The sequence below is a fragment of the Clostridium sp. BSD9I1 genome (assembly GCF_900185645.1).
In the GTDB taxonomy this organism is placed as follows: Bacteria; Bacillota; Clostridia; order Clostridiales; family Clostridiaceae; genus Clostridium_AK.
On sequence record NZ_FYAM01000006.1, the window covers coordinates 102,939 to 124,650 of the forward strand.

Genomic DNA, 21,712 nt, shown 5'->3' on the forward strand with positions numbered 1-21,712 from the left:
GCGTATATATATGGGGGTATAGATATGAAACAAGTCAAAGTTGAAGATGCTATAGGAATGATAGTTGGACATGATTTGACTAAAATTGTACCGGGAGAATTCAAAGGAGCTGCATTTAAAAAAGGACATATAATTAAAAAAGAAGATATACCCATGTTAAAAAGCATGGGTAAAAATCATATAAATGTTGTAGAAATAAATGAGGGAGAGCTTCATGAAAATGAAGCAGCAGAAAGAATAGTACTATCGGTAGCAGGAGAAGAATTATATTACGGAGATCCTAAAGAAGGTAAGATTGAGCTAAAGGCTAAGAATAGAGGCATCGTAAAGGTTAACATAGAAGCATTAAAAGAAATAAATAATATAGACCAGATAATAGTAGCTACTCTTCATAATAATACTTTGGTAGAAAAGGATCAAGCTGTAGGAGCTACAAGGACTATTCCTCTTGTAATAAAAGAGAACAAGATAGTAAAGGTTGAAGAAATTGGAAGATTAAATAACAAAGATATAATAAATATAAAGCCTCTTAAAGCTTTGAAAATTGGAGTCGTAGTTACAGGGACTGAAGTATTTGAGGGAGTGATTAAAGACAGATTTGCACCAGTGTTAGTTGATAAAGTAAAGGGATATGGAAGTACACTTATTGATTTAGTATATGCTCCAGATAATAGGGAAGTAATAAAAAATGAAATAGAAAAGTTAATTAAAAATGGAGCAGAAGTAGTGCTTGTATCTGGCGGAATGTCTGTAGATGCGGATGATGTAACCCCTCTGGCAATAGAAGATACAGCAACAGAAGTGATATCCTATGGAGTACCTGCTCTTCCAGGAAACATGCTTATGATTGCATATAGAGGAGAGTGTGCCATATTTGGAATACCAGGAGCTGCAATGTACTTTAAAACCACTACTTTAGATATTCTTCTCCCAAGAGTACTAGCAGGGGAAAAAATAAGGAGAGAAGAGATAGTAGAATTAGGGCATGGTGGTTATTGTCCAATGTGTAAAGAATGTACATATCCAAATTGTCACTTTGGAAAGTAAGAAATGGGGGTACAAATAATGAGGGCTGGGATAATTACTGTAAGCGATAAAGGAGCAAGAGGAGAAAGAGAAGATATAACGGGAAAGGTTTTAAAAGAAATGCTTATTAAAGAAGAGTATGACGTATGCTATTATAATATAGTTCCAGATGAAATTGATCAAATAAGTAATGAAATAGTAAACTGTTGTTATGAATTAGATATAGATTTACTGCTTACAAATGGAGGGACAGGCTTTGCTAAAAGGGATGTAACTCCAGAAGCTACATTAAAAGTTATTGATAAGGAAGTTCCAGGAATTCCAGAAGCTATGAGAATGGAAAGTCTTAAGATAACTCCCAAAGCAATACTTACAAGAGGGATAGCTGGAATAAGGGGAAATACTCTTATAATAAATTTACCAGGAAGCCCTAAAGGTGCATCGGAAAATTTACAAGTAGTACTCCCAGCATTAAAACATGGGATAGAAATTTTAAAAGGTGAAGCAAGTGAATGTGCTAGATGATAACTAGGCAAGGGGGATAGGTATGATAGATAAGCATGGAAGAATAATAAATTATTTAAGAGTCTCATTAACAGATAAGTGCAATTTAAGATGCATATATTGTATGCCTGAAATATGTCTAAAATCAAATAAAGAAAATCCCCCACAGCTTAAAATTAATAATGTGATTAAGATGATAAATGCTGTTTCAAAGCTTGGAATAGAGAAGATAAGATATACGGGTGGAGAACCACTTGTTGTGAAAAATATAGATAAACTTATATATGAAACGCATAAAATAAATGCAATAAAAGATATAGCACTAACTACAAATGGAATATTTTTAGAAGAGATGATTTATGACCTGAAAGTTGCAGGGTTAAACCAAATAAACATAAGTCTAGATACATTAAGAAGTGATAGATATAAAAAAATAACTCGTGGTGGAGAATTAAATAAGGTATTTAAAGCTTTAGAAAAATCTTTAGGTCTTGGCTTTAAAGCCGTTAAAATAAATACAGTGCTTTTAAAAGGAATTAATGATGATGAAATAAGAGATTTCATCAACTTAACAAAAGAGTATCCAATTCATGTACGGTTTATAGAGCTTATGCCATTAGGAGAGGGTATTAAATATTATGATAAGTTTTCTATGACGTCAAGAGAAGTTTTACAAAGGTTTCCTGAGCTTATACAAGAAAAGAGGAATGAAGTTTCTACTGCAGAGATATATACATTAAAAAATGCAATTGGAAAGGTAGGATTTATAAGTCCACTAAGCTGTAAGTTTTGCGATAGTTGTAATAAGATAAGGTTGACATCAGAGGGGAAAATAAAGCCTTGTCTTCATTCAGATGAGGAAATAGATATAATGCCATATTTAGATAATGAAAAAGAGCTTTTAAGTAGAATAGGATATTCAATAATGGAAAAACCAAAGGAGCATCATATTGAAGAAGTACATAAAACAAATACACATAGAATGATGTTTCAAATAGGAGGATAACTATGCAAAAGGACAAACTTACACATATAAATGAGCAAGGAAGAGCAAGAATGGTGGATGTAAGTTCTAAGGAAATTACTGAAAGAGAAGCAGTCGCTTATGCATGTATTTATATGAAAAATGGAACTTTAATGAGAATAAAGGAAGGAAGCATAAAAAAGGGAGATGTACTTTCTGTATCTCAAGTAGGCGGAATAATGGCATGCAAAAATACATGGAACATTATACCTATGTGCCATAATATAAATTTATCTTCTTGTGATGTAAATTTTAATTTAGATGAAGAAAATAATAAAGTTGATATATATGTAACCACTAAAACCATGTCACAAACCGGCGTGGAAATGGAAGCACTTACAGCGGCATCTGTAGCAGCACTTACCATATATGATATGTGCAAGGCAATAGATAGGGAAATGACAATAACAGATGTAAAACTTTTAAAAAAAACTGGGGGAAAATCAGGGGATTTTGTTAGAGAGTAAATTGAAGATTCTAGTATAAATTCTTTTAAATATAAGCAAATTAATAATGTACTTAATTATATTTAAAAGGAGTGATTTATATGGCAAAGAAAGGTATGACAAGACCAGCACCAGATAATATGCCAGGTAAAAGAGTTAAGAAAAGAAACAATAATGAACAAAACCAGGTTGTAGAAACAAAAAAATAATGAAGGATGAGTGTATATATGACTACTCATGAAATTTTTTTAGAAATTACTAAGCATCTTATGGAGGATGAAAAACCTTCTATATATTTAAATGAACTTGCAAAAAGAGAAGTGTTTAATGAATACCCTTTTAAACTACTTAAGGCTATGATAAAAACAGAGCAAAGCCCAACTCATCATCCTGAAGGCTCTGTGTGGAATCATACAATGATGGTAGTTGATGCTGCGGCAAAGGAAAAAAGTTTAAGTGAACACCCTAAAGTATTTATGTGGGGGGCACTTCTTCATGATATAGGTAAGCCACCAACTACTAAACTTAGAAAGGGTAGACTAACTTCCTATGATCATGATAAGGAAGGTAAAAAGCTTGCAGAGGAATTTTTAAGATGTTTTACAAATGATGAAGATTTTATAGAAAAAGTAGTGGCATTTGTAAGATGGCATATGCAGCCATTGTTTGTAGCTAAAAATTTACCCTTTGCAGATATAGATAAGATGTCTGAGGAAATTGATTTAGATGAAATAGCTCTTCTTTCTCTTTGTGATAGGCTTGGAAGAGGGGAAATGACAGAAGAAAAGATAGAAAAAGAAAAAAACCACGTAGAAGAGTTTAGGCATAAGGTTGAGGAAAAACTTGCTAAAGCATGCAAATAAGTAATAAAGTCCCTTGGCAATAAATACAATTAACTATAAAGCATAGGATTTTTTATAAATAAATGATATAATTGCTTTAGAGGATCTTATATAGTTACTATTTATATAAGGGGGCTTTATATGTTAGATGGAAAAAAGGTTAGAGAGTATAGGCTAAGGCTCGGATATACCGCAGCAGACGTGGAAATACTTACGAGAAACCCGAGATTTGAAACATCTATATCTAAATCTTATCTTGAGGAACTTGAGAGAGGAGATAAGAAAAACCCCAGTCTTCAGAAGATAGTGGTTTTAGCAAGTATACTTTGCTGTAAAGTAGATGATTTGTTATTACAGGCTTGTTAAGACTTTTAAAAACATATGTGTATAAAATAGGCGATGTTTAATTAAACATCGCCTTAAATGGCTAATGAAAGCTTTATATAAATAAGGCTTTGAAAATAAAGGAGGAATACATAATGACAAAGAATCCAATTGTTACTTTTACTATGGAAAATGGAGATGTAATGAAAGCTGAATTATATCCAGAGGTTGCACCAAATACAGTGAAGAATTTTATAAGTCTTATAAATAAAGGATTTTATAATGGACTTACATTTCACAGAATCATACCTGGATTTATGATACAGGGAGGATGTCCAGAGGGAACTGGAATGGGTGGTCCAGGATATGGTATAAAGGGAGAATTTAAGAGAAACGGCGTAAAAAATGATTTGAAGCATACAGAAGGTGTACTTTCAATGGCAAGAGCAGGACACCCTGATTCAGCTGGAAGTCAGTTCTTTATAATGGTAGCAGCAGCTCCACACTTAGATGGAGATTATGCAGCATTTGGAAAGCTAATAGAAGGAATGGACTTAGCAAAAATGATAGTTAAAGTTCCTGCAGATTACATGGATAAACCATTAGAACCACAGGTTATGAAAGAAGTAACTGTAGATACTTTTGGTGAACAATATGGGGAACCTGAAACTGTTTAGTAATTTATCAATTTAGGTTTTGTTAAAGAATAGTGTTGAAATACATGTTTTCAAGGGAACTCGAAAAAGAGTTCCCTTAATTGTTGCTTTAAAAAGATTCTCCACCTATTCTCAGTCAGATTACTTCATTCTATTTTACTAATGTCATATTAATTTTATTTGCATATAATATTTTAAAGCACTAAGTAAAGTTGATAAAGATGAACAACTTATTAGAAATTCAAAATTGTACGTTTCTTGGTTCTGGAACTGAAGGTAGTGTATACTTAATAGAAGAAGGATATGCACTTAAATGTTTTAATGATCTAAATGCAGCTAAAAGTGAGGAAGAAATACTTAACATAGCTAAAGACAGTGTTTTTTTTCCAAATACTATTTTAAGAGTTAGCAATATTTTAATAAGGGAATATGTTGATGGTGAAAACCTGTACGAATACATGAGTAGGAATGGATTACCTTATAGTCTTTCTATAGAAATTATTGAATTGATTGAAGATTTAAAAAGGCTAAACTTCAAAAAGCTGAATGTAAGGAATTCACATACATTTGTTACTTCTAGTGGAAAGATAAAGGTTATTGATCCAAGAAAACCTTTTACTACCAATATGCCATATCCAAAAGATATTATTAAAATGCTGCTAAAATTGCACCTTTATGATAAATTTTTAAAAGATGTAATAAGATATAAACCAAAATTACTTTCTTATTGGATTGAAGGTCATAATTATTTTGCATTTAAAAAAAATCGTAGAATGCGAAAATATGCTTAAGAACTAATAGCAGAGTTTAAAATAAAACTCTGCTATTAGTTTTATTTTAATAATTATAATATTTCTACTTACCTGAATCGCTTATATCTATAAGATCTTCAGGATAAGAGTTAAATATGGTTTGAGATAAAAGGTAATCTTCTTTAAATTGTATAGCATAGGATTTTAAAAGATGCAGTGGAACGCTTAAAGGTACCTTTTTACTGCGATATTCTTCAAAGGTATTTAATAAAAAATCCTTTTCTTTGGCAGATAAGTCCTTTGAAAAGTATCCGAAAATATGCTGAAGCGCATTAATTATAGAGGTATACCGTGGAGGATTTAAAAAAACCATTTCAAGATAATATTCATATTCTTTAATTAATTCATCAAAGTTTTTTCTTTCGTGATTAGCAACAATTTTACCTAGGGTCTTTTGATGAGTTTGATGATAAGCCATAAGCAAATACTTGTTATCACTTTGAAATTTTACAAGCTCAGCCATGGAACCCAAGGTCTTTACCTTTTGAAAATTGAACAATGTGAATAACTTGGTTAAAAAGTGTTCACGTAATCTAAAGTTTTTAAGCCTTCCTTCCTCTTCAATAGCTTTAAAGGGATATTTTTCAGTAACGGATTTTGCAAAAAAGCCCATCCCTTTTTTAGAACCTGTAGTCTTTTCTTTCCCCAGATATACTTTCACATCTTTAATTCCACAGGAAGGAGAGCGGCCTTTTAAAATAAATCCATCTACTTCAGTCAAAGAGGATAAAAATTCATTAGAAAAAAGGTTCATTTCTTCTGTAAGCTCTTTACCAGTAGCAGGTTGATAAAGTATATATTCACTATTTTCTAAAACCACTCTAATAGTTTCACGAGGAATTCCAAGTTTAATTTCAACTTCAGGACATACAGTTATAAAATTTACAAAGGGCTCTAATTTTTTTACAAAATCATCATGGGTTCCTTGACCGTCAAATCTACAATTGGCAAAGCCAAGACATTTACTAACTACAACTGTAGGTTTTAAACTATTTTCCATAATATTAATCTCCTTATTTATAAGGTGAAAATTTATATAGATTTTTTTATATTAAAAATGAGGCGTTGCTTGCATCTGATGGCATTCTTAAATCTCCTCTAGGGGATAGACTTATAGTTCCAACCTTTGGACCATCAGGTAGTGCTGAACGTTTAAATTGTTGAGAGAAAAATCTCTTAATAAATATTTGAAGCCATTTTTTTACTTCATCCTTAGAGTAATCTTCTTCAAAGGCTTTTTCACTTAAGAATAAAATTTTTTCCGGTGCAGCACCCTTCATAAAGTGATACAAGAAGAAGTCATGTAGTTCATAAGGTCCTACGATATCTTCTGTTTTTTGTGCTATTTCACCTTTAGAATCCTTTGGCAAAAGTTCAGGGCTTACAGGGGTATCTAGTATATCTAAAAGGATTGTTGAAATATCTGCTGAAACTTCATTTTCGGCCACATATCTAACTAAATATCTAACCAAAGTCTTTGGTATAGAGCAGTTTACAGAATACATAGACATATGATCTCCGTTATAAGTTGCCCAGCCTAGTGCAAGCTCTGATAAATCTCCTGTGCCTATGACAAGACCGCTTTCTTTATTTGCTATATCCATAAGAATTTGAGTTCGTTCCCTTGCTTGAACATTTTCATAAGTAACATCATGAATATCTGCAGCATGACCAATATCATCAAAATGTTGAAGTGAGGATTTTACTATATTTATTTCTCTAAAATCTGTGCCTAATTTTTTGCATAAATCTACTGCATTATTATAAGTTCTATCAGTAGTCCCAAAGCCGGGCATAGTTATTGTAACTATATTTTTTCTATCAATATTAAGCATCTCGTAAGTTTTAAGTATAACTAAAAGTGCAAGAGTTGAGTCTAGTCCTCCTGAAATTCCTACAACAGATTTTTTTAGTCCAGTATGAGAAATTCTTTTAGCTAAAGCAGAAGCTTGAATATTAAATATTTCCTTACATCTTTCTATTCTCTCACTTAAATTAGAAGGAACAAAAGGATGTTTATTTATGTATCTTTGAAAGTTTATAGTTTTATTAGACAAATACTGGAATTCTATTTCGCGAACTTTTGATATGGAAGTTTTAGAACCATCTCTAAAGCTCATATTTCTTATTCTATCATTCATAAGTTTTTCTACATCAACAGTAGATACTATGATTTCATTTCCCCTTTGGAATCTATCATTTTCCTTAAGCATAGCTCCATTTTCAGAGATTAAAAGATGCCCACTAAATAATAAATCAGTCGAGGACTCAAATACTCCAGAAGATGAGTACACATAAGCTGCCATGCATCTGGCACTTTGGGAATTAACAAGGTTTCTTCTGTAGGAAGCTTTACTTACTATTTCATTTGAAGCGGAAAGGTTTCCAATTATATTTGCCCCATTTAATGCAAGATAGCTACTTGGGGGAATGGTAACCCAGATATCCTCGCAGATTTCAAATCCAAATTTAAATATTCCTGAATAAAATAATAAATCTGTTCCAAAGGGTACATCCTTTTGGAATGGGAGATTTACCATTTCATCTGTTATATTAAGTCCTTCAGTAAACCATCTTTTTTCATAAAACTCAGAGTAGTTTGGTATAAAGCTCTTTGGAATAACTCCTAAAACTTCCCCGTTAAATATTATAAAAGCACAGTTATACATGCAGTTCTTAATTATAAGGGGAGCGCCTACTGCAATTAGTATATCTTTATCTCTTGAAAAATTACATAATTCATTTAAAGCCTCCATGGAAGAGATGTATAATTTGCTGTTTAAAAATAAATCTCCACAGGTATAAGAAGTTATACAAAGTTCAGGAAATACTATAAGCTTTGATTTCGTATCTAAAGCTTTATCTATACATTCCTTTATATTTTTTAAATTAAAGCTTATATCAGCCACATTCGTAATAGGACATGCAGCTGCAACGTTTATAAAATCCTTGGAAGGAGAATAAGTTGTATTAGTCATTGTTAAACCTCCAAACTTAAATAGTAACCAGTGACTAGTTACCAGTAATTATAATTAATAATGAATAAATGATAAACAAATAATAATTAATGTAAAAAAGTTGGCTGAAGGCCCACTTTGATTATATATAATAGTATAACTCATAGTTGGTAAATTTAACATAAACGGCATGAAAAATAATATTGTTTTATCAAGCTATTACATTGGGAAAAAAGATGTAATCGAATTTATAAATACGTCAACGCTTTTAGATAAATATCGATTCTTTTTTCGTATCAAAACCAGTTCTCTACTAGAAAGTTCCCCATCTAGTTTATAGAAGTAAACATCTTGATTAAAGTTCATATAGCGTACTAAAGAATCTCGTATAAATGCAATTCCAATACCTTTGCAAGCAATATGATAAGATGTCATTAATTGATCTAGATGCATTACTGCTTTTGGTACAAATCCAGCTTGCTGACAAAGTTTCATACCACGTGTATACATATCATTGCCTTTTTTAAGCATCACAAAGGGCTCATTTGCAAATTTATTTAACTGTACAGATGGAAAATCTGGTGACAGATGTTTATTCTTAGATATATCTTGAAAGGATAAGCGGTAGTTATTTAATTCATCGTTGATTTTGTAGTCTTTTGGTACTGCTAAAATAATATTTTCCTTTCCAATTACGTGATTTTCAAATTGCTTTGTATCTAAATAACAGCATTCTATTCCTAAATCAATTGTTTCTTTCATCAGTTCTTCCTGTAAACCAAAGGAATTTACTTCAACCAAATCCACAGTTATGCCAGGATGCTGCTTTTTGAATTCTGCTATTATGTCAGGAAGCACAAAGGAGCAAAAGAAAGTTGCACCGCCAATAGAAATTTTTCCTGTTTTTAGAGTTGTTATATCCTGAAAGTACTCTTCAAGATTATTTTGGATGGCTTTAACTTGAAGTATAGCTTGTATATACATCTTACCTGGCTCAGTTAAGTGTACTGGTGTTGTACTTCTATCAAACAAAGGAACACCTAATGATGTTTCTATTTTCTTAATATAAGCACTTAATGCTGGCTGACTGATATAAAGATTCTTTGCGGCTTTTGAAAAGCTGCCTTCCTTATAAACCTCGTAAACATAATCCATTCCTTGAAACATTTTGTTATCTCCTGTGTATAATTAAATTTGTATAATAATTATATAAATATATAAATTGGATTATATCATTTAGATGTGGTATTATCAAGTAAATGATATAATTTAAGGAGCTGATATTTATGGTTTCACTTTCAATTCCAGCACTACTTATGCTGTATTCTTTAGTTTTTATAGCTGGATTTATTGACTCTATTGCTGGCGGCGGTGGGTTAATTGCACTTCCTGCTTATCTAATTACTGGTATGCCCGTTCATATAGCTTATGGATGTAATAAGTTTTCTTCTGCTTGTGGGACTACCATTGCTACTATTAGATTTTTAAAGAACCGTTCAATAGATATTTATATTGCAGTGGTTGCTGCTGTAAGTTCGTTTATAGGTTCTGCCATAGCATCACAAATTGTATTAATCCTTGATGGAGAAATTTTAAAGAAGATGCTTGTTTTTATCATACCAATTGCAGCTGTTATTATTATATTTAATAGGAACTATGGACATGAAAATGCTTCTAAAGAGATTGGTAAAGCAAAAGGTTTTATTATAGCAGTACTAATAGGATTGCTTATTGGTTTTTATGATGGTTTAATTGGCCCTGGGACAGGCACCTTTGCTATTATTGCTTTTTCAGTTCTTATGAAATACGATTTAAAAACTGCCTCAGGTAATTCAAAACTTTTAAATCTTGCATCAAACTATGCATCTTTAGTAACATTTGTAATTGCAGGCACAATTAACTATAAAATAGCAATTCCAGCTGCTTTCTGCGGGATTTTAGGAAACTATCTTGGTGCAGGTTTTGCTATAAAAAAAGGAGCCAAGTTTATTCGCCCAACGATGGTAGCGGTGTTAGTTCTATTGTTAGTTAAAATGCTATCTGATGTATTTGTTTAAGGATGACTGTACAAAAATATATTCTTAATTATCTGTGTATTAAAAGAAGGTAGTCTAAATTTAGGTTGGACTACCTACTTTTAGTCTTTACTTATTTAGAATGTAGAAGTTCTATAAATGAAGAATAAAATAGAATAGCTGTTGAAAATATATTAACAGGAATGATAAAATATTAGATTTGAACCGTTGAGGCTAAAAATGAGGTCGCAATTTTTATTCAATTGATGTATAATGATATTAATAAAATTATATAAATGAAGTTTTACGTGCGAATTTGTAAAAAAACAAAATTTTTTTACAAATTCCCTCGCAAGTAATTAGTAAAGGAGGGCAAATACTATGGGGACAACAGCAGCTGCAATAATGTGGGTAATTATAGGGGCAGTGGCGCTTACTGTGGACTTAACTACAAGTAGTTTGTTATTTGTATGGTTTACGGTGGGAAGCCTTTCAGCACTATTAGCACTAATACTGGGCTATTCATTTACAGTGCAAGTTATAGCTTTTATAGCTGTTAGCGTAGTATTCTTGGCTATAGGGTATCCTCTTGCAAAAGAAATTCTAAAGAAGTCTGTGGATAAAATTCCAACAATGGAAGCAGGATATATAGGAAGGGAATTTGTGGTTAACAATGACGTGATAGAAAGAGCTATGATTAAAGTTGACGGCGTTTACTGGACAGTTAAAAATGAAGGAGAACCTATAATTAAAGGTGACAAAATTAGAGTAACTGCAACAGAGGGCAATAAACTAATAATAAAGAAGATATAGAGGAGGACAATTATGTTATTTGGAAAAATATTTTTTATTATTTTGCTTGTGATTTTACTATCAATGGTCATTTCGTCCATAAAGGTAGTTAACACAGGATATGTTTACATTCTCGAAAGATTTGGACAATTTTACAAGGTGCTTGAGCCAGGTTGGCATTTTACGATTCCATTTGTAGACTTTGTAAGAAAAAAGGTTTCTACAAAGCAACAGATATTAGACATTGAGCCACAAAGCGTTATTACCAGCGATAATGTTAAGATATCCATAGACAATGTTATATTTTACAAAGTTATGGATTCTAAGGATGCAGTATATAATATAGAAAATTATAAATCTGGTATAGTTTACTCAACTATTACAAATATGAGAAATATAGTTGGTAATATGAGTTTAGATGAAGTTTTATCAGGAAGAGATAAAATAAATAATGAGCTTTTAAAGGTAATAGATGAGATTACTGATGCTTATGGAATTAAAATATTGTCAGTTGAAATTAAAAATATAATCCCACCATCAGAAATTCAGCAGGCAATGGAAAAGCAGATGAGAGCAGAAAGAGATAAGAGAGCTACAATTCTTCAAGCAGAAGGTCAAAAGCAATCTGAAATTGCAAGAGCTGAAGGGGAAAAGCAGGCTAAAATTTTACAAGCAGAAGCAGAAAAAGAAGCAAATATTAGACGTGCAGAAGGTCTTCGTGAATCTCAGTTACTTGAGGCTGAAGGTAAAGCTAGAGCAATAGAAGCTATTGCAGAAGCTGAATCAAAGGCTATAGAAAAAGTTACTAAAGCAATTATAGAGTCAGGTACAAATGAAACAGTTATTGCTTTAAAACAGGTTGAAGCCTTACAAGAAATGGCTAAAAATCCAGCTAACAAGCTTATATTACCTAACGAAGCAGTTTCTTCACTTGGAAGTATAGCTGCAATTGCTGAAATGTTAAAGGATAAGAAATAAAACTTGATAAGTTTAAAGGAGTATGTGCTATAAAAGGCCGTACTCCTTTTTATTATTTGTTTTTATATATAATAAAATCAGTTAGATATTCATGAAATGTTATTAAAACATGAAACTTAACTACAAAATAGGTTTTCCTTTTAGAAGTACATTCTATATAAATGAAAAAATATCAATAGTTATTGATTAATGTAAAAAAAACCATTGAATTCCACATGGGATAATATTATAATTTAGCATATGTTACCATTTAATACATGTTAAATATTAATATATGTTAAATACTAACATATATTAATATTTAACTATGGATAATTACTATACTAGGAGGATAAAAATGAAGATAACTGAAGTATCAGTAAAAAGACCAGCCGCAATGTGGATGGTAGTAATCTTGCTAATTGCACTTGGCGCTTTTGGCTATAAAAAGATGGGTGCAAATTTACTACCTTCTATGAATAATCCTATTATAACAGTCAGCACAATCTACAGCGGTGCTAGTGCTGACGATATTAAAAATGATATTATAAGGCCTATTGAGGATGCAGTATCAGGAATAAGCGGTCTTGATACTATTAATTCCTCGGCAAAAGAAGGCTATGGTACTGTTACAGTAACCTTTAAATCCACCGCTAATTTGGAAACTGCATATCTAGATATGCAAAAGGCAGTTGAAAATGCTTCAGCACAACTTCCTGAAGATGCTAGCAAACCTACTATATTTAAGATGGATACTAATGCTATACCAGTTTTAGCAATTTCTCTAAATGGAAATGTAAGCTATGATGAACTTTATAATGAATCAGATATCTTAAAACAGAAGTTAGAGAAATTACCTGGCGTTGGAAACGTGAGCCTAATGGGTAGTGATAAAAAGCAGTTAATGATAAAACTTGATAAAACTGCTATGGAGTATTATGGTATAAGTATTAATACCATAATGGGAAAATTAAAATCAGTTAACCTAAATGTGCCTGCTGGTGAAATTAAACAGGACAAGTTAGACCAATCTGTTAGAGTTATTGGTCAATTTCAAAGCATAGAGGATGTTAAAAATATGCTAGTGCCTACATCAAATGGTGGGATGGTACGCCTAGGTGAAATTTCACAAATAAACTTGGAAGCTCCAGATGCAACTTCACTAATAAGATTTAATGGTAATAAAACTACTGCAGTTGTTGTTGGAAAGCAAAGTGATGCAAATGTAGTAGAAGTAGCAAATAGTGTGAAAAAAGAATTAGAATCAATTAAAAACAATATTCCAGATGGAATTAAGGTTGATATTGCATTTGATACTACTACATTTATTACTTCTTCATTAAAACAAGTGCAACATAATCTTATAGAAGGAATTATAACTACTGCAATTGTGCTTTACTTATTCTTCCGTAGTTTTCGTTCTTCTTTAGTTGTTTTAGTGGCTATACCTACATCCCTTATAGCTACCTTCTTTATGATGTACAAGCTTCACTTTACACTTAATATGATGTCTCTTATGGGAATGTCCTTGGTTGTAGGTACTCTAGTAGATGACTCTATAGTTGTAATAGAAAGTATTCAAAGACATCTAGGATTAGGTAAGAACCCTATGGCAGCGGCTATTGATGGACGTGATGAAGTTGGAATGGCTGCTGTAGCTATAAGTCTTTGTGACATAGTTGTATTTGCTCCTATTTCCCTTATGTCTGGTATGATAGGACAGCTATTTAGAGAATTTGGACTGACAATAGTTGTAGCTACAATATTCTCACTTTTAGTATCATTTACAGTTACACCAATGCTTTCATCTCGCATACTAAAGAGAGAAAATAAAGAAAATGAAATTAAAAAGGATGGATTTTACAACAAATTTTTAGAAAAATATAAGAGCACTCTTATGTGGTCTCTAGAAAATAGGGGAAAAGTTTTATCATCTGTTATTATATGTATTGTACTCAGCGTGGCTCTTATTCCGATGGGAATATTAAAGTCTGAGTTTATACCTACAGCTGACCAAGGCAGTTTTACAATTAATCTGAATCTTACTCCAGGTTCAACCTTAAAGCAAACGGATGAAAAAATTACTGAAGTTGAAAAATACTTAAAGGATATGAAAGAAGTAAAAAGTTATTTTTCAATAGTTGGATCAAGTAGCTCAGGAAGTAATGACAAGGCCTCAGCTGAAATTATGGTTAATCTAGTTACTAAAAATGAACGTAAAAAAACTCAGTCAGAGCTTGCATTACAAGTTCGTGACTTTGGTAAAAAAATGACCGGAGTAGATTTTACTGTAACGGAATCTCAGTCTGGTGGTGGAAGCAGTAAGCCTGTTTCTATTAGTATAAAAGGAAATGACCATGAAACTCTAGAAGCTTTAGCAAAAGAAGTTGAAAAGATGGTAAGAACAGTACCTGGAGTTATTGATATAAGTAATTCCTCCAGTATAAAAAGCACTGAACTAAGGGTAAATATAGATAGTCTAGCGGCCGCACAATATGGTATTGCTACATCAGATATAGGAATTTCTATCAGAACTGCTTTAGCAGGTACTAAAACAGGGGTTTATAGAGCAAATAATGAAGAAAATGATATAACACTTAAATTTATGGATGGTCAAATAAGAAATGCTGAAGACATTAAAGCTATAAAAGTTTCAAATCAATCTGGACAACAGATACCATTAAGTCAAATTGCCTCAGTTGTAAAAGTAGACAGTCAGCCATCCTTATCTAGAGAAGATAAACAAGATATTGTAACTATAACAGCAAACCTGCAAGGTAGAGTTCTTGGAGATGTAACTAAGGATATAAAAGCTAAATTAGACCATCTATCTTTACCTACAGGTTATAGCATAAATTATGGTGGAACTCAAAAGAATATGGCAGAATCATTTAGTTCTCTTGGATTAGCTCTAGGAGCGTCATTAGTTCTTGTTTATATGATATTAGTAGTACTTTATGAGTCCTTCTTAACTCCAGCTATAAGAATGGTATCTTTGCCTTGTGCTATAATAGGTGCCTTTGGTTTATTAGCGGTAACAGGGCAAACTTTAAATTTAATGTCAATGATCGGACTTATAATGCTTGAAGGTTTATCATCTAAAAATGGTACTTTATTAATAGACTATACAAACACATTAACAAAAAGGGGTATGAGTTTAAAAGATGCTCTTATTGAGTCTGGTATTACTAGATTAAGACCTATCATAATGACAAGTGCAACAATGATAGTTTCAATGCTTCCTGTTGCATTATCTATGGGTGAAGGAAGTGAATTAAAACAAAGTATGGCTATAGTAATAATTGGTGGTATGGTAGCATCAACTATACTTTCCCCAATAGTAATACCAGTAGTTTATACTTTAATGGATGACTTAACTAAATCTTTATTTAAGAAAAAAAGAAATGACAAGGGGGTTATGCAATATGAAGTTTAATATTTTGAATAAAAAAAACTTGATAATAGGTGTAGTGTTAATACTTGCTATTACTGGATGTGTATCCATTTTTGGCAAAAACAAAAAAGTAGAAGTAATGCAGCAAGATGTTAAAAATGTAAAGGTAAAAAAAATAGCTATTGGTTCAATATCCAATGAAGTAGAATATGCAAGTAAATTAAATCCCGTACAGGAGGTAACAATTTTTCCTAAAACTGGAGGGAAAGTTGCTAGTGTAAATGTAGATATAGGTGATAAGGTTACTGCAGGGCAAGTATTATTTACGTTAGATACAGCTGAGCTTCAAGCACAACTTCAAGCTCAGCAGGCAGCCTTAACAGCTTCAAATGCTAACTTAGCTAGAACAAGTGATTCTGGGCTTCAACAACAAATAACAGCTTCAGAGCAGGCAGTCAATAAATCTCAACTAGCTTATAATGATGCTAAAGGTAACTATGATAAGATGCAAAAATTGTATGATGCGGGAGTTATATCTAAACAAGAGCTAGATAATGTAAAGCTAAGGTATGATAACTCATCTTTGGATTTAAAGTCTGCTCAAGACAACTTAAATCTTTTAACAGAAAAGTCCGGTCCTCAATCTATACAAGCAGCATCAGCACAGGTTGCACAAGCTCAAGCAGGAGTAAATGCTGTACAAATTCAATTAAATAATGCTTCCATCACTTCATCTATTGCTGGAGTGGTATCCGCTAAAGATGTTAAGGTAGGTCAACTTGCTGGAGGTCAATCTGGTTCAGTTACTATAATAGATAGCAGTAGTTTTATTGCAGAGGTAAGTGTACCTGATAAGGTGGTTGGAAAAATTCAGATTGGGCAGTCAGTACAAGTAAGTGTAAGTGCATTAGATAATAAAAAAGTAACTGGAGTAATAAACAAAATTAGCCCTAATTCTAATTCTAAAGATAACTCTTATACTGTAAAAGTAAAGATTGACAATTCAACTGCCGAACTTAGAGCAGGTATGTTTGCAAGGGTGTCATTACCATCTGAAAAGAAAGACAAGATATTAACAGTCTCAAATGAGGCGATTAAAATGGAGAACAATGTAAATTACCTTTATGTGGCGGATAGTGGAAAAGTTAAAAAAATATCTGTTAATACTGGTATTTCCAATGAAAAGGTTACAGAGATAAGTGGAAATATAAAAGCAGGTATGGAAGTAATTGTGGAAGGCCAAAATTTATTAAGTAGTGGAGACAAGATTAACGTGGTTAAATAAGTTTTTTGACTATTATTTTAAATCTAAGTATTAGAGGGATGATATATGGGTATAGAAACAGTAGATATTTTAGCTGAAAAATTACTTGCTATTGGTCCAATTATGGCAAAAAAAATAATTCGAGTTGAGATGAACTCTAACGAGACAATACCTATAAATCAACTAATGGTATTAGGAACACTTCATGAATATGGAAGTTTGTCTATTTCTGAAATATGCAAGAAGCTCGTCATTTCCAAACCTCAAATGACAATTATTGTGGATAAATTAGCAAAGAGTGAACTTGTTTGTAGAATTTATAATAATAAGGATAGAAGAACTATAAATATTAATCTTACTGAAAAGGGTAATGAATATTGTAAAAACTTATTAGAGACATTTAAGAAGGATCTAAGACATAAGCTTATAACTTTATCCAAACAGGATTTAACGACATTATTAAATTCAGTGCAAATTACGGAGAGTATACTAAAACGGTTAGAATAAGTTATAATAAACGGCAGTAATATAACAAGTTAATACACACTAGTTATATTACTGCTGTTTATTTATTCATCAATGTTACCCAGTTTCTTGTAAATTGTCAGCCCAAACTTCTAGTTCAGTTAGTTTCATCATAATTTATATACCAGGCTGTCCACTTATTTTTAATAATTCTTCGTTAGTTAATGCTGCTTTATTTTCATTTACTAGTACAAGCAAGTAGTCCCCAGAATGTATTGTAGTGGATCCATTTGGAATAATTTCTTTTTCACCACGTCTAATACCCACAAGCAAGCAATCCGATGGTAAATCTAAATCTTTAATTTCTTTTCCATCCATCTCACAATCTAAACAAACAGGTACTTCTAAGATTAGCTTATCTTTACTATCCCCTGAAGTCTGTTCCTTTCCATTATTTTTAAGTAATCTATCCAATAGTGATTCATATATAGGTTCTGATTTTAATAAATCAGCTACCAAATAGGCAACTATAGATATAACACTTAAAGAGAGCAGATGAGAAAATGAACCAGTCATTTCTGTAATCAGTATGCTTCCTGTAATAGGAGCTCGTACAATAGCAGTAAAATATCCTGCCATGGCAAGTATTATAAAATTATTAACAAACTCAGGATTAAATCCAAAGAAATTTACTAATACATTTCCGTAAATGGCACCGGTTAAAGCCCCTAAGACTAATAGTGGAAAGAATATTCCACCGGGAGCTCCTGAACCATAGCTTATCATTGAAAATATAAACTTTCCTAGTAGAATAATTAATAACACTTTGATTGAAAAACTGCCGTGAATTAATGACTCTATAATTGGGTGACCACCACCTAGAACCTCAGGAAGAATTAAAGCAAGTACTCCTGCGATTAAGAAAGGAATCATAGGCCTAAATTTTACAGAAAGCCACTTTTGTTTTGCATAAATATTTTGAGCCTTCAATAAAGTATAATTATATATAACCCCAAAAACCCCTACGATAACTCCAAGAAGTATAATATATCCATAACTTTCAAGGGGCATTGGTATAATATTTTCAAAGTTAAAAACAGGCTTTAAACCAAAAAAGTATTTTGAGATAAAATCTGCAGTTAAAGATGCAGACATGGCAGATAATAATATTAAGGGAGAAAAATGTTTATGAACTTCTTCAAGTGCAAACATTACTCCAGCTAGAGGAGCATTAAATGCAGCAGCTAGCCCAGCACTAGCACCACTGGTGATTAAGTATTTTTCTTCAATTTTAATTCTTTTAAAAACTCTGCTAACGCCTTGCCCTACAGCGGATCCGAGTTGTATGGAAGGACCTTCGCGACCTAAGGATAAACCAGCTCCTATTGATATAACTCCGCCTATAAATTTTTTAACAACTACAGGTAACCAATTCATGCTAATTTTTCTCGTTAATATACCTTCTACTTGAGGTATACCACTTCCACTTATCATTGGTTCGCTTTTTATAAGTAATCCAACTATGTAAGCAGCAATTATTAGAAATATAAACCATATACCTATAAGTTTAATATTTCCAGTGAAATCTAAAATAAATTTTTGACGCAGCTCTTCAGCTTTTTCTAATGTGATTCTATAGAGAACAATTAAAAATCCCGACAAAATGCCTACAAAAATTCCTTCAATCATAAGTTTAAGTCTAAAGTTGTGAAAGTGGGATAAAGTTGAGTAGGTATCATTTTTAGTACACTTTTGCATATATTTTTAGCCTCCTATTCTATAAAATTTTAAATAATTCCTTTTAAGTATAGACTTATATAGAGAAAGAATCAAATTTGTGGATAAGTTTATAAAGTAAAAAAATAAAAACTTAAAGGAAAATTAGTAAAAATTAAATATAAACGTTGAAATAATGCTGGTAAAATTTTATAATTTTACTATAGTTATTTTCTAAATATTTACTGTATAGGATGGGAGTGGCAAAAATGAGAATATTAATGTTAAGCTGGGAGTACCCACCTAATAACATAGGGGGATTATCTAAACATGTATATAATTTGAGTCAAGAACTTAGCAAATTAAAACATGAGGTGCATGTTATAACTTGTGAAGAAGGTACATCATCATTACATGAAAAAGACAATGGTGTATGGGTTCATAGGGTTGCCCCTTATAATATTGATACCACAGATTTTGCAAAATGGGTAATGCATCTTAATTTTGCGATGATTGAAGAAGCTACAAGACTTATTAGAGAAGTTGGAAGATTTGATATAATACATGCTCATGATTGGCTTGCAACATATGCTGCAAAATCTTTGAAATGGTCATTTAACATCCCCCTTGTATGTACCATGCATGCTACAGAACAAGGAAGAAATAATGGGATAAAAACAGAACTGCAACGATATATATCAAATGCAGAATGGCTTTTAACTTACGAGTCATGGAAAACTATAGTATGTAATGAAAATATGAAAAATGAAGTAGTAGACTTGTTCAAAACTCCTGAGGAAAATATATGGACAATACCAAATGGAATAAGCACGGAAAAGTTTAATATGCCATTTGATGAGGAAGCGTTTAGAAGCAAATATGCATCATCTGAGGAAAAGATTATATTATTTTTAGGAAAACATTCTTATCAAAAGGGAATTCATCTTTTAATAGAGGCTATTCCAGAAGTTATTTCTTCATATTCTAAAGTTAAATTTTTAATAGTAGGAAAAGGACCAATGACAGAAGAGCTCCAGGATAGAATAAATTGCATGAATTTAGCACACAAGGTTATTTTCACTGGATATTTAGAAGAAGAGGAAAAGATCAAACTTTATAGAGTATCAGATATAGCGGTAGTTCCATCTATATATGAACATTTTGGTACAACAGCATTAGAGGCAATGGCAGCTAATTGTGCAGTTCTAGCTTCTGACATAGGTGGACTTAGCCAAATAGTGGAGCATAAACAAAACGGATTAAAGTTTATTTGCGGAGTCAGAGAAAGTTTAAGGGACAATTTGTTAGAGATTTTAAATGATGAGAATTTAATAGAAAAGTTTAAGAAAAGTGGTAAGAAAGAAGTAGATAAGAGATATTCATGGTACAATAGTGCTAAAATCACAGAACACCTTTATAAAACTGTAATAAGTGAAGTTGAAGGAAGTGTCTGGGCAAGTTGGGCGGAAGAGGAAGAAAGAAAAAAATTACAAGAAAAACTTAAGAAGGAAAAAGAAAAAGTGGCAGAGCTTAAAAAGAAACTTCAAGAATTACAGGAGGTAAAAGCAGACAAAGCTAAAGAATGTGAAATTTCTAAAGCTCTTAAAACCCAAAAGACGAAAGAAGTTACAAAAACACCACGAAAAAAGAAGATAGCAGCTAAAGATATAGTTAAGGAAGAAACAGAAAAAATAATTAATACTTAATGATTGTTTTTTATATAAAACGCATAAAAGTCAGCTCACGCTGGCTTTTTAAGTTTAATTAGATACTTGAACAATGAAGGAGATAAGGTTAATATTTTAAGGTAGAGGTGAAGTTATGAAGAATAAAGCAATTATAATTGAGGATGAAGATAATATTAGAGGATTTATAAGAGTAAATTTTCAAAGAGATAACTTTACGGTACTCGAAGCTACTTCAGCAGAAGAAGGAATGAGAATAATTAACTTAGAAAAGCCAGACATAGTTTTATTGGATGTAATGCTTCCCGGTATGAATGGGTTCGATGCTTGTGAGTTAATAAGAAAAGAATTTCCCCACATAGGTATAATTATACTTACAGCAAGGGGACAGGATACGGATAAAATAATGGGATTAGAATTTGGAGCTGATGATTATATAGTAAAGCCATTTAATCCTATAGAACTTTTATTAAGAACTAAAGCAATATTAAGACGTATGAAAGAAATAAAAAAGGATGACAATAAGCAAATACTTAACAATGGTCCTTTTAAGATAGATACCTATTCCCAAATAGTATATAAGGATGACGTTGAATTATACTTAACACCCAAAGAATATATACTTATGAAAATATTTATTAAAAGCCCAGGTAAAGCATTTACCAGAGATGAACTTCTAGATTTGGTTTGGGGATATGAGTTTATTGGTGATACAAAAATTGTCGATGTCAATATTAGAAGGCTGAGGACAAAAATTGAGGATTCTTCATCTAGTCCAATGTATATTGAAACTGTATGGGGAACAGGGTATCGCTGGAGAAAGGAATAAGGTG

General features: G+C 31.9%; 20 protein-coding genes. 16 read left to right on the top strand and 4 right to left on the bottom strand.

Annotated elements, in window-relative coordinates:
• The first annotated feature begins 24 nt into the window (after positions 1–24).
• The 8 genes from BSD9I1_RS03455 to BSD9I1_RS03490 all read left to right on the top strand — a co-directional run bounded on the left by BSD9I1_RS03455 (position 25) and on the right by BSD9I1_RS03490 (position 5,613).
• The gene (locus BSD9I1_RS03455) at positions 25–1,047 is read left to right on the top strand and encodes a molybdopterin-binding protein (protein WP_186429152.1); all 1,023 of its coding nucleotides are present in this window, start codon (positions 25–27) and stop codon (positions 1,045–1,047) included.
• 18 nt (positions 1,048–1,065) lie between these two features.
• Positions 1,066–1,551: a molybdenum cofactor biosynthesis protein B gene (locus BSD9I1_RS03460; RefSeq protein WP_373419338.1), complete on the top strand. Its 486-nt coding sequence runs from the start codon at positions 1,066–1,068 to the stop codon at positions 1,549–1,551.
• A 22-nt stretch (positions 1,552–1,573) separates the two neighbouring features.
• Positions 1,574–2,536 carry a GTP 3',8-cyclase MoaA gene (moaA, locus tag BSD9I1_RS03465; protein WP_186429153.1) on the top strand — a complete coding sequence of 321 codons (963 nt, stop codon included), beginning with the start codon at positions 1,574–1,576 and terminating at the stop codon, positions 2,534–2,536.
• A 2-nt stretch (positions 2,537–2,538) separates the two neighbouring features.
• Positions 2,539–3,021, top strand: a complete 483-nt coding sequence (gene moaC / locus BSD9I1_RS03470) for a cyclic pyranopterin monophosphate synthase MoaC (protein ID WP_186429154.1) — start codon at positions 2,539–2,541, stop codon at positions 3,019–3,021.
• A 206-nt stretch (positions 3,022–3,227) separates the two neighbouring features.
• Positions 3,228–3,863, top strand: a complete 636-nt coding sequence (locus BSD9I1_RS03475; protein ID WP_242966399.1) for an HDIG domain-containing metalloprotein — start codon at positions 3,228–3,230, stop codon at positions 3,861–3,863.
• A 120-nt stretch (positions 3,864–3,983) separates the two neighbouring features.
• A complete protein-coding gene (locus BSD9I1_RS03480; protein ID WP_035308132.1) occupies positions 3,984–4,208 on the top strand; it encodes a helix-turn-helix domain-containing protein in 225 nt (74 codons plus the stop codon).
• A 113-nt stretch (positions 4,209–4,321) separates the two neighbouring features.
• The gene (locus tag BSD9I1_RS03485) at positions 4,322–4,843 is read left to right on the top strand and encodes a peptidylprolyl isomerase (protein WP_186429156.1); all 522 of its coding nucleotides are present in this window, start codon (positions 4,322–4,324) and stop codon (positions 4,841–4,843) included.
• Between the two features lie 200 nt (positions 4,844–5,043).
• The gene (locus tag BSD9I1_RS03490) at positions 5,044–5,613 is read left to right on the top strand and encodes a serine/threonine protein kinase (RefSeq protein WP_186429157.1); all 570 of its coding nucleotides are present in this window, start codon (positions 5,044–5,046) and stop codon (positions 5,611–5,613) included.
• Between the two features lie 64 nt (positions 5,614–5,677).
• On the opposite strand, the gene BSD9I1_RS03495 is transcribed toward BSD9I1_RS03490, so the two are convergent.
• From BSD9I1_RS03495 to BSD9I1_RS03505, 3 genes are all read right to left on the bottom strand, one after another.
• Positions 5,678–6,634, bottom strand: coding sequence for a DUF523 and DUF1722 domain-containing protein (locus BSD9I1_RS03495; RefSeq protein ID WP_186429158.1), 957 nt, complete (start codon positions 6,632–6,634; stop codon positions 5,678–5,680).
• Between the two features lie 46 nt (positions 6,635–6,680).
• Positions 6,681–8,612, bottom strand: coding sequence for an NAD(+) synthase (locus BSD9I1_RS03500; protein WP_186429159.1), 1,932 nt, complete (start codon positions 8,610–8,612; stop codon positions 6,681–6,683).
• A gap of 198 nt (positions 8,613–8,810) precedes the next feature.
• Complete coding sequence (locus tag BSD9I1_RS03505; protein ID WP_186429160.1) at positions 8,811–9,758, bottom strand: LysR family transcriptional regulator; 948 nt, start codon at positions 9,756–9,758, stop codon at positions 8,811–8,813.
• A 119-nt stretch (positions 9,759–9,877) separates the two neighbouring features.
• On the opposite strand from BSD9I1_RS03505, the gene BSD9I1_RS03510 reads away from it, so the two are divergent.
• The 6 genes from BSD9I1_RS03510 (at position 9,878) to BSD9I1_RS03535 (ending at position 17,520) form a co-directional block, all read left to right on the top strand.
• Complete coding sequence (locus BSD9I1_RS03510) at positions 9,878–10,648, top strand: TSUP family transporter (RefSeq protein WP_035308113.1); 771 nt, start codon at positions 9,878–9,880, stop codon at positions 10,646–10,648.
• Positions 10,649–10,987: 339 nt separating this feature from the next.
• On the top strand, positions 10,988–11,419 hold the full coding sequence (locus tag BSD9I1_RS03515) for an NfeD family protein (protein WP_186429161.1): 432 nt from the start codon (positions 10,988–10,990) through the stop codon (positions 11,417–11,419).
• A 12-nt stretch (positions 11,420–11,431) separates the two neighbouring features.
• Positions 11,432–12,376 (top strand): SPFH domain-containing protein, encoded by a 945-nt coding sequence (locus BSD9I1_RS03520; RefSeq protein WP_035308109.1) that lies wholly within the window; start codon positions 11,432–11,434, stop codon positions 12,374–12,376.
• A 337-nt stretch (positions 12,377–12,713) separates the two neighbouring features.
• The gene (locus BSD9I1_RS03525) at positions 12,714–15,791 is read left to right on the top strand and encodes an efflux RND transporter permease subunit (protein WP_186429162.1); all 3,078 of its coding nucleotides are present in this window, start codon (positions 12,714–12,716) and stop codon (positions 15,789–15,791) included.
• Entirely contained in the window at positions 15,781–17,034 is a 1,254-nt protein-coding gene (locus BSD9I1_RS03530; protein ID WP_186429163.1) for an efflux RND transporter periplasmic adaptor subunit, read from the top strand. Before BSD9I1_RS03525 ends, BSD9I1_RS03530 begins: the two co-directional genes overlap by 11 nt.
• 45 nt (positions 17,035–17,079) lie before the next feature.
• Positions 17,080–17,520, top strand: coding sequence for a MarR family winged helix-turn-helix transcriptional regulator (locus BSD9I1_RS03535; protein WP_186429164.1), 441 nt, complete (start codon positions 17,080–17,082; stop codon positions 17,518–17,520).
• A 135-nt stretch (positions 17,521–17,655) separates the two neighbouring features.
• Here BSD9I1_RS03535 and BSD9I1_RS03540 read toward each other — a convergent pair whose 3' ends face one another.
• A complete protein-coding gene (locus BSD9I1_RS03540) occupies positions 17,656–19,236 on the bottom strand; it encodes a ClC family H(+)/Cl(-) exchange transporter (protein ID WP_186429165.1) in 1,581 nt (526 codons plus the stop codon).
• 227 nt (positions 19,237–19,463) lie between these two features.
• Here BSD9I1_RS03540 and BSD9I1_RS03545 point away from each other — a divergent pair, with 227 nt between their 5' ends.
• Positions 19,464–20,900: a glycosyltransferase family 4 protein gene (locus BSD9I1_RS03545; protein WP_186429166.1), complete on the top strand. Its 1,437-nt coding sequence runs from the start codon at positions 19,464–19,466 to the stop codon at positions 20,898–20,900.
• Positions 20,901–21,015: 115 nt separating this feature from the next.
• Positions 21,016–21,708, top strand: coding sequence for a response regulator transcription factor (locus BSD9I1_RS03550; protein ID WP_035308098.1), 693 nt, complete (start codon positions 21,016–21,018; stop codon positions 21,706–21,708).
• The last annotated feature ends 4 nt before the right edge of the window (positions 21,709–21,712 follow it).